The sequence below is a fragment of the uncultured Aquincola sp. genome, assembly GCF_964001545.1.
Taxonomy (GTDB): domain Bacteria; phylum Pseudomonadota; class Gammaproteobacteria; order Burkholderiales; family Burkholderiaceae_C; genus Aquincola.
This window is the reverse complement of record NZ_CAXFDV010000708.1, coordinates 1-3,184: the sequence shown is the minus strand read 5'-3', so window position 1 is coordinate 3,184 and position 3,184 is coordinate 1. Positions and strand designations below refer to the sequence as shown.

Sequence of the window (3,184 nt, the reverse complement as noted above, 5' to 3'; positions counted from 1 at the left end):
GAAGCCGGCGCCGCGGTGCTCAAGGCCATCGAAGACGTGCTGCAGGACGGCCCCCGCACGCCCGACCTGGGCGGCAAGGCCACCACGGCCGACGTGGGCAAGGCGATTGCGGAGGCGGTGAGGAACGGTTGATCCGCCCAGCGGCGCTGGCGCCTCAGGGGCCCTTGCGGCCCGTCACCGGCCCGGGGCTGAGGCGGTCCGCCATGCGGGTTTGCCAACCAGGACCGGTGGCGCGCCAGCGGTCGATCACGTCCGCCGGCAGACGCAGCGTGATCAGCTTGCGAGGGTTGTCTGAGCGTGGGCGACCACCCCTGTTGACCACGGCTCGCGCCAGCATCTCATCGGTCAGCTCTGGCAGCTCTTCGTACTCGGAAGCTTGCACGGCATGCTCGTCAAGCTTCGCCAGGTTCGACTTGAAAGTGGGCGGCAAGGCGCGCTTGTTCGCGGTCATTGGCTTTCCTCATGCTGAACACGTGGCGGGTGAAACCGCGCGGGGTGTAGCCGATCACCACCAGCCGGCCAGCCAAGTGGCCGTAGCAGATGAAGCGGCGCTCTCCGTACGCTTTGCGCGTGTCCTCCACTTCGACGGTGATGCCCTCAAAAACTGCCTTGGCGTCTTCGAAGTCCAGCCCGCGGTCTGCCAGAGTGCGTAGCCGCTTCGACGGGTCGAAGGTCACGCGCATCCGGTTAGTGTAACTACGCTAACCGGATGCCCGCAAGCGGCAAGCGGCAAGCGGCAAGCGGCTGGCGGCTGGCGGCTACAAGCGCCCCACGCACCCCGGCGCACCGCAGCGGCATTCCAGCTTGCCTTCGTGGTGCGTCTCGCCGTAGTTCACCGTCACCTCGTCGCCCACGGCGATGGGCTTGACGGCGTAGAACTCGATGCGGCCGTCGCGGATGACCAGCCGCGCGTTGGGCTGGCACGAGTGGTTGGTGAAGCGCATCGGGTCGGTGCTCCTGGAGGCGTCGATCGCCGTCTTGTGCGACACCTCCACGATCATGATGCGCTGCTGGCCCTCGGCACGGCGGCGGGCCTCGGCCACGCTGATGGCCTCGCCGCGGATCTCGCCGATCTTCAGCCGCGGCGGAATGGGCTCGGCCGCGAAGCAGCCGAAGCCGTCGATGCGGCTGCGCGCCACGCGCACGTCGAACTTCTGGTAGGGCGGGCGTTCGGCCAGCGGCATCGTGCGGCCCTTACAGCAGGCCGGTCTCGGCGGCGTGCTGCGGCAGCTGCACCACCGGCAACGGCTGCCAGCCCTTTTGCCGGTGCTCGGCCACCACGTTGGTGTAGATGCCGCCGCGCACGTACCACTTGGCGGTGATGCGCACGAAGCGCGGATCGCTGGCCTTCACGATGTCGTCCAGGATGGTGTTGGTCACCTTCTCGTGGAACGCGCCTTCGTTGCGGTAGCTCCAGAAATACATCTTCAGGCTCTTGAGCTCGATGCACAGCTGGTCCGCGATCATGTCGATCGTGAAGTGCGCGAAGTCGGGCTGGCCGGTCAGCGGGCAGTGGCAGGTGAACTCGGGCACCTGGAACTGGATGACGTAGTCGCGCTCGGGCGCCGGGTTGGGGAACACATGCAGTTCCTTGCTCGGGGCGCTGGGCGGGTTGGGCGGCATCTGGCGCTCGGGCGCGCCGGTGTGGGCGGTGACCTCGGCGACGGCGGCGGACTTGGATTTCTTGGCGTTCTTGGCCATGGCAGCGGGTGGCGGCGCTGCGCGCGCCGCGGGTGCAACAAGGGGTAGCGCGCCCGGGAAAGCCCCGGAAGCAAAGGGGCGCGATGGTATCATCCAGCCGCTTTCTTGCCCCCGAGCAAGGGCAAAAAAACCTTCTGAATCAACACCTTGGCGCGCTCCAGGGGCACGCGCTCATGCGGCTCAACCAGATCAAGCTCTCGGGCTTCAAGTCCTTCGCCGAACCCACCACCTTCCAGTTGCCCGGCCAGTTGGTCGGCGTCGTCGGGCCCAATGGCTGCGGCAAGTCCAACATCATGGATGCGGTGCGCTGGGTGCTCGGCGAAAGCAAGGCCAGCGAGCTGCGCGGCGAGTCGATGCAGGACGTCATCTTCAATGGCTCGGGCAACCGCAAGCCGGCCAGCCGCGCCAGCGTGGAGCTGGTGTTCAGCAACGAAGACGCCCGCGCCGGTGGCCAGTGGAACCAGTTCGCCGAGATCGCCGTCAAGCGGGTGCTGACGCGCGACGGCACCAGCAGCTACTACATCAACAACCAGCCGGTGCGCCGCCGCGACGTGCAGGACGTGTTCCTGGGCACCGGCCTGGGCCCGCGGGCCTACGCCATCATCGGCCAGGGCACCATCAGCCGCATCATCGAGAGCAAGCCCGAAGAGCTGCGCATGTTCCTCGAAGAGGCGGCCGGCGTCAGCAAGTACAAGGAACGCCGGCGCGAGACCGAGAACCGGCTGAAGGACACGCGCGAGAACCTCACGCGGGTGGAAGACATTCTGCGCGAGCTGAACGCCAACCTCGAGAAGCTGGAAAAGCAGGCCGAGGTGGCCACCCAGTACCACGGCCTGCAGGAGCGCGGCACGCTGCGCCTGCACCAGCTGTGGTTCCTGAAGCACCGCGACGCCGCCACCGAGGAGCAGCGCATCAAGACTGCGGTGGCCGAGGCCACCAACGCGCTGGAAGCGCGCCTGGCCGAGCTGCGCCACCTGGAAGCCGGGCTGGAAACCATCCGCCAGGCCCACTACGCCGCCAGCGACAACCTGCACACCGCGCAGGGCGCGCTGGCCGAGGCTTCGCTGGAAGTCAGCCGCCTGGAAGAGCGCATCCGCTACGTGGTCGAGGGCCGCAACCGCGCCCAGCAGCGCCTGGCCGGGCTGCAGACCCAGATCGCGCAATGGGCCGAGCGCGGCGCCCAGGCCGAGGCCGAGCTGGAGACCATCGCCGAGCAGATCGCCGCCGCCGACGAACAGGCTGAGGTGCTGGCCGCCCAGGCCGAAGAACAGGCCGGCAGCCTGCCCACGCTGGAAGACGCGGTGCGCGCCGCCCAGGCCCGCGCCAACGAGCAGCGCGGCCAGGTGACGCAGGTGCAGCAGCAGATCCAGCTGCTGGCCGCCGACAGCCGCAACATCGAGGAGCAGACGCGCGCGCTGCGCGGCCGGCGCGAGCGCCTGGCCGCCGAGCGCCAGGGCCTGGCCGCGCCCGATGCCGGCCGGCT

The 3,184-nt window shown here is 68.7% G+C and carries 5 protein-coding genes and 1 pseudogene; 2 read left to right on the top strand and 4 right to left on the bottom strand.

From position 1 onward, the window contains the following. A pseudogene (locus ABNT58_RS24960) lies at nucleotides 1–132 on the top strand (tartrate dehydrogenase); the annotation flags it as partial. A gap of 22 nt (nucleotides 133–154) precedes the next feature. Here ABNT58_RS24960 and ABNT58_RS24955 read toward each other — a convergent pair. From ABNT58_RS24955 to queF, 4 genes are all read right to left on the bottom strand, one after another. After that, nucleotides 155–451, bottom strand: coding sequence for a BrnA antitoxin family protein (locus ABNT58_RS24955; protein ID WP_348756086.1), 297 nt, complete (start codon nucleotides 449–451; stop codon nucleotides 155–157). Further along, a complete protein-coding gene (locus tag ABNT58_RS24950; RefSeq protein ID WP_348756085.1) occupies nucleotides 393–683 on the bottom strand; it encodes a BrnT family toxin in 291 nt (96 codons plus the stop codon). The genes ABNT58_RS24955 and ABNT58_RS24950 overlap by 59 nt, the downstream gene beginning before the upstream one ends. A gap of 75 nt (nucleotides 684–758) precedes the next feature. Further along, nucleotides 759–1,184: an SET domain-containing protein gene (locus ABNT58_RS24945; RefSeq protein ID WP_348756084.1), complete on the bottom strand. Its 426-nt coding sequence runs from the start codon at nucleotides 1,182–1,184 to the stop codon at nucleotides 759–761. 10 nt (nucleotides 1,185–1,194) lie between these two features. After that, nucleotides 1,195–1,623 (bottom strand): preQ(1) synthase, encoded by a 429-nt coding sequence (gene queF / locus ABNT58_RS24940; protein ID WP_250200063.1) that lies wholly within the window; start codon nucleotides 1,621–1,623, stop codon nucleotides 1,195–1,197. A 251-nt stretch (nucleotides 1,624–1,874) separates the two neighbouring features. Between queF and ABNT58_RS24935 the strand changes: the two genes are divergently transcribed. Further along, a partial coding sequence (locus ABNT58_RS24935) for an AAA family ATPase (RefSeq protein ID WP_348756083.1) occupies nucleotides 1,875–3,184 on the top strand: 1,310 nt, incomplete at its 3' end.